Source organism: Nodularia chucula CCY0103, from assembly GCF_963923915.1.
GTDB classification, from domain to species: Bacteria; Cyanobacteriota; Cyanobacteriia; order Cyanobacteriales; family Nostocaceae; genus Nodularia; species Nodularia chucula.
The window spans coordinates 1-4354 of the sequence record NZ_CAWUOL010000161.1 but is presented as its reverse complement, the minus strand read 5'-3'; the positions used below and the strand labels follow the sequence as shown (position 1 = coordinate 4354).

General features: G+C 31.0%; 2 protein-coding genes. Both read left to right on the top strand.

What is annotated here, in order from left to right; all coding sequences use genetic code 11:
• The first annotated feature begins 306 nt into the window (after positions 1-306).
• The gene (locus tag ACM0OP_RS23710) at positions 307-1797 is read left to right on the top strand and encodes a tetratricopeptide repeat protein (RefSeq protein WP_414530860.1); all 1491 of its coding nucleotides are present in this window, start codon (positions 307-309) and stop codon (positions 1795-1797) included.
• Positions 1798-2226: 429 nt separating this feature from the next.
• Positions 2227-4347 (top strand): P-loop domain-containing protein, encoded by a 2121-nt coding sequence (locus ACM0OP_RS23705; protein WP_414530859.1) that lies wholly within the window; start codon positions 2227-2229, stop codon positions 4345-4347.
• Positions 4348-4354: the final 7 nt, after the last annotated feature.

The window sequence follows — 4354 nt, the reverse complement described above, 5'->3', positions numbered from 1 at the left end:
TTAAAGTATTTATATCTTAATTAAGTGTACCTCATAACAGACGGAAGTGCTGTAATTGGCAAGAATTACAACAAGAAAATGCTATTGATACTCAGAAGTTACTTCTTTATCTAGCTACAAGGTCTAGACCAATACCTATTCATCTTTTATATGATTTAGGGGGATTATCTAGTCAAATTGTTGATGATTCAATTAGAAAATTATATCAACTTTCGCTAATTGAAATTACTCCGGTCAGTTCTAATAAACAAGTATCTCTCCACTCATTTACTGCGCGTTATTTTGCAGAAACATTGAAAAATAAATATGAATAATGTACTTTTAGATGTACCTACATTTTTAAATTTTTCCGTTGATGATTTTTCGACTCAATGGGTCAATCTAGCTAATAAGTATAATCAGCTTCTGTTTGGTAATAATAGTTCAGAGAATATTGATATTAACCAGGTAATCAATGATTTTCGGGATGTGTTTAATCAAATGACTGATGATGTTAATAATAGTAATCGCAGACAGTTTTGTAAAGCTCTGCTAAACTACTGTGAAATTAGTCAAGATTATAGAGATTGGGGAAATTGGATACAGCAAGAAATTTCTCAACGTATTGATGAAGATAGTTGTTGGCTGTATTGTGCTTTAGGACGTTATTTACAAGAAAAAGGTCAATTTAAAGAATCTTTTATTTATCATGAAAAAGGTATTTTAGCTAGTATTGAATTTAATAATGAAGAATTTTTAGCTTTTAATCATTTAGGCGCAGGTATTACTTTACAACGTTCTCAAAAACCTGAAGAAGCCGAATGGCATTTACAGCAAGCATTGGATTTATTTAAAATGGAGAATAATCTTTATCAACAAGCAAATGCATTAGTTAATTTAGGTAGTTTATATGATAGGTTTTATCAAGGCAAAAAAGCTATATCTAGTTATTTGAGATCAGTATCAATTTTAAAGTCCATCGGTAATATTTTTGATTTAGGAAGGGTTTTGTATAGTTTAGGAATTGCTTATTTGAATGTAGGTAATTTACCAGAGGCAGAATTAACCTTTATTGAAGGTAAAAAATTTTCTCAAGAGACTGGTAATTTATATTTTTTAGCTTTGATTTTCTATGGTTTAGGTTGGTTGGAATATAAGAGAGGTAATTTTGATAAATCTTATGATTTATTAGAAAAAGCAATTTCCAACTTTAACAAAACGAAAGAAACAACAAGTGGATATACTAAAGCTGAATATCCTGAATCAGAAGGTAATATCTATCTATTAGCTGGTGCTGTAGCTATTAAATGCAGAAAGCCTGATTTTTCAGCAGCACACACTTATCTGAATGAGGCTGAAAATCTTTATCAAAAAATAGATTTTAACGAAAGAAAGTTAGCTAATGTCCTTGCTAATAAAGCGCGAATTTATGAATATTCCAAAGATTGGTGTAATGCTGTTGATGCTTTTCTGAAGTTATTAAAAATAGCTAAAAATCTAAAATCTCTAAATATTGCTGCGGATGCTGGGGTACATTTAGTGAGAATACATAGAAAAAAATCTGCTTCTTTATTTGCATGGCTAAAATTAATTAACAATTTAGGCTTTTATGGGATAATAGCCTTGATAAAGGTATTGATTCAGGAAAGAGAACGTTTATTTATAAAAAAAAAATGGCACGAGTTTAAAATTTTGTGTACAAAAAATCAGACCACTTATACAGATATTGCTGTGGTCTTGAAAAAATATATAAACACAGCACTTTGCGTAACGATTAGGTACAAGAATTTAGGAAATACCATTATTACATCAAATTAAAAATGAGATATAACCTGTACCAGATAGATGCGCAAAGTGCTGGAATAAAGTTTGGCTGATTCTATATTGATAGTTTTCTAACAAGCTTTTAAAGTTGTTAGTTCTCAAAGCAAAACAAATACAAGGTTTTACTTCAGTAAAAAACCTGTACCTTTGCATCGTTGACACTGTGCTGCTCTTTTTGCACCTGGGGGTTCGATTTTACCTGTACCTTTACAGGAAGGACATACAACACTCTTTTCCTTTTTTTCAAAGGGTTTGCTTTCTCTGTTATCAGGTGGTTTCTCGTTAGCCATAGCCTGTTGCTTATGTTACCAGTAAAATTTGCAGCTAAAGTATATATAATCACCCTATTTTTATCTTATTTCCCCAAAAACTGCCAAGGATCAGCTAAAATTGATTTAAACTGATCCTTGACAAATGTAAAAAATGTATAGTGACATACCTCGACTTCTCAGGGTTGCTGAGGGAAAACAAGAAATTATTAAGAACGCTAGGCTAAAAAAAGGACTCACTGTCACAGAGGAAAATGATTTACCTTTGCGTAAAGCTTCTAAATGTTTTCTCAAGCGATATTGCGAAAGAAATAATTGGGGTGACAATGATATAAGATGGTTGCAACATCTGCATGAACTTTTCCGGATAGGTCAGTATAGCTATTATGAAAATATTGCTGAAATTAAAGAACATCTTAGGAGTCTAAATGGTTCCATAATTAATGGAATCAAAGAACTGATAGAACAAGGTGATATTTTTGCTACAGATATTTCTTATGGTACTTGGCAAAGATTTAATTCTCAGACAAAAAGAGAGAACAGTCATTCTTCTTCATTCATAGCTTATTGTGACCTTTTAGAGATTGATTGGCAAGAAATTAGAGAAGATCCTGCAAGTTTTATTTACAGTAATTTGGTAGATAAAGATATTAATTTTCTTGCTAGAGGAACTAAGTTAATTGAATTATTAAGATTAATTTCTCAGGATGAGATTTCTATAATTAGTGTAGAAAGCTGTGCTTTTTTTAGCAAAACAACTTTAGTCAAGGAAGCAGCTTTTTGTTATTTGCAAGCTATAGAAATTGATAGTTATAAACTAAAGTTGAAAATTTTTAATGCTTTTATTTTCACTTCAGCTAAACCACAGAAACTTACAAGAGCGGGTTTATTGACTTGTGAGGACAGAGTAAGCACGCGAGAAGCTATTTGTAAAAAAATTGCCTGTACTTTAAAAATTTCTCAACAAATTATTGATAATTTAGATTCAGATAATTTATTAAAAACTATTATAAGAAAATTAAAAAAACAAAAAATATCTACACTGTTAGTTATAGATAATTGGGAAACTTGCGAAAATGAACAAGATATTATTTCCCTGATTAAAGAACTTATTAAAGAACTTAGTTCGCAAGTAAAAGTTTTAATTACATCACGCAAAAAAACAAACTTGGGTGTTCCTTTCATTCTTGGAGTTTTATCAGAAGCAGAAGCTCATGATTTTATCAAATATCAGGCTCAAAAAATAGGTGTTTCGATCACACCGAAAGGATATAAACAAATATATGATACTACTGGTGGAGTGCCTGGGGCAATTGTTTATGCTCTTAATCAGTTCCGGATTGATGGTTGTTTACCTACGGCGCTGGGTAAATTAATTGAGCCAGGAGGAGAAGTTGCTGAATTTTTATATGCAGATTCATTACAATCATTAACCCAAACAGCTTATTATTTGTTAATGGCTTTGGCAATGTTTCCTAAACCTGCTGCAAAAGAAGCGATCGCTTACATTGTATCATCAGATAATCTTCTCCTAGAAAAAGATTTAAAATTATTAGAAGACTTTTTATTAATTAAATATGAAAATAATAATCGCTACGTAATTACTTCTCCTCTTACTCGCAATTATCTATTGAATAAGTTAAAAAATAATAATCCTGAACTTAGAGAAAAATGGATTGATTGGTATTTACAATTGTCCCAGAAATATGGTAAAAATAATCATAAAGATTGGGAAGAATATATTTCCTGTTTAGATGCTGAATCAGATAATCTGAAATCAGTGATTGAATGGTGTATGAGGGAGAACAAATATAGTGAAATTTTAAACTTTTGGCGTAATATTCGCCCTCCAGCTTATCATCAAGGTGCTAGTATTACTTCTTCATTCAACCGTTTATTTTGGACTGATTGGCTGATTGCAGAAGCTGAAAATAGACCATATCCAGATTTTTCAACTTTAGCTGAAGTTAGCTATGATAAAGCTTGGATTTTAACTTTAATGGAGAAATTTGACGAAGCTAAAAAATTATTTATCAAAGCTTGTAAGCTCCGTCACCACCACCACCAAGGGTTAAGCTTTCGCGTCACATTAATTATTGATATAGCTTATTTTTATTGGAAGCAAAAGAAATACGTTAAAGCATTTTCGTGGCTACAGTTAAGTGAGAAAATTTTAAATAAATCTACTCATCTAGATTTAGAATTTATTCAGCGTCAATGGGTGAAGATCAGAAATGTTGAATCTCGTTACAAAACTTTACATATTCAGGTATAGTAGTTTT

Coding starts and splice junctions, on each gene's coding strand:
- ACM0OP_RS23710 (WP_414530860.1), top strand. CDS start 307: ATGAATAATGTACTTTTAGATGTACCTACATTTTTAAATTTTTCCGTT.
- ACM0OP_RS23705 (WP_414530859.1), top strand. CDS start 2,227: ATGTATAGTGACATACCTCGACTTCTCAGGGTTGCTGAGGGAAAACAA.